At 70.0% G+C, this 1,408-nt stretch carries 2 protein-coding genes; both read right to left on the bottom strand.

What is annotated here, in order from left to right:
* On the bottom strand, window positions 1–356 hold a 356-nt coding region (locus A5651_RS16945; RefSeq protein ID WP_066983215.1), incomplete at its 3' end, for a hypothetical protein.
* Window positions 356–1,408 (bottom strand): DUF58 domain-containing protein (locus A5651_RS16940; protein ID WP_066983212.1); only part of this gene is annotated, 1,053 nt, incomplete at its 5' end. The genes A5651_RS16940 and A5651_RS16945, both read right to left, overlap by 1 nt.

The following is a 1,408-nucleotide window of genomic DNA, read 5'->3' as shown; positions in this document are numbered from 1 at the left end:
AACGGGAACGACGCGGCCAGCACGCCGACGAAGCTGAAGCCAAGCGCGGCAAGCAGGCCCGGCGCCGAGGCGCTGGTCGACGCACCCTCGGTGTAGCGCAGCACCAGGTAACCGGCGGCCGACAGGCCCGCCAGCGCGGCCAGCATCGGTGGTGCGTCCGACACCACCAGCGCCGCGGCCGCCGACAGCACCGCCACCGTCGCGGCCACGCGCACCACGATCCCCGCTATCACCACGGCCATCGCGCCGATCGCCAGAACCAGTGCGGCTCCGCGCGTTTCGAACCCGACCGCCGCCACCATCATCAAACCGAACGCCGTCGACAGCAGATGAGCCTTACGCACGATATCGGTCATCAGCCCATCCGACCCCGCCCCCGCACCGGCCGCCGACGTTCGGGCACCAGCCGCATCGCCTGGTCGAGGGTGTTCTGCGACGGCCACGACACGATGTCCACCCCGATGGTGCCCATGTCTCGGTACATGAACGACCGCTGCAATGCCCACATCCTGGTGTACAACGGGTCGACACGGTCATCGCCGAACGGTGCGCCTTCGAGAACATCGACAGCGACGACGGTGTGTCCCCGCTTCCGCAAGTCGATCAGCGACAGCGCGAACTGGGTGTCGAGCATTGTGGAAAATGCTACGACGATCGCTCCCGGCGGCAGCGCGGCGCCGGGAGCCAATGTGCCTGTGGTCGTTTCGAACTCGTCGCCCGCAGCCAGCAGCGTGTCCAGCACCCGGTAGAACTGGCGTCGGCCGATGTCGGCGGCCAGCCACCGCGGCCTGCCACCACCGAGTGCGACCACCCCGGCGCGGTCACCACTGCGCAGCGCGCTCTGCACCACCTGCACTGCGCCCCGCATCGCCCGTTCGGTGGCATCGGTCGCTGGCCCCGGCGGCTGGGCGTACATGTCGACGAGCACCACTACATCCGCGGCCCGGTCGGTCAGCCGCTGGGTGATGTGCAGGCTGCCGCGTCGGGCGCTCACCGGCCAGTTGACCGCCCGCAGATGGTCGCCGGGGACATACGGCCGGATGTCGGCATACTCGACGCCGGGCCCGATGTGCCGGGTCAGGTGCGTGCCGAGCCGGTCGAGCAGTTCCGTCTTCGGGATCGCTGTGGATTGCGGCGGCGCCAGCGGGAACACGAACACATCGGCGGCGTCAACGGTCGCGGTGGCCGACAGCAGCCCGCCCGGCGCGACGACGTCGACCGTGGCGCGGATCGGGTAGCGGCCCCACCGGTCGGCTGCCACGGTAACCATCTGCCGTCCAACGGTTTCAGCCTCGGCGGTGTCGATGCTCATCCCCGTTGCACCCGACACCGCCACCGCGACGTCGACGTCCGCCGGCTCGGCGGTGGCCCACACAGTCAGCTGCGTCTGCTCGCCTTCGAAGCAGCG

Origin of the sequence: Mycobacterium sp. 1274761.0 (assembly GCF_001668615.1) — a bacterium.
Classification (GTDB): domain Bacteria; phylum Actinomycetota; class Actinomycetes; order Mycobacteriales; family Mycobacteriaceae; genus Mycobacterium.
Note: the sequence above shows the minus strand (reverse complement) of the source record. Positions and strands in the feature narration are given on the sequence as shown.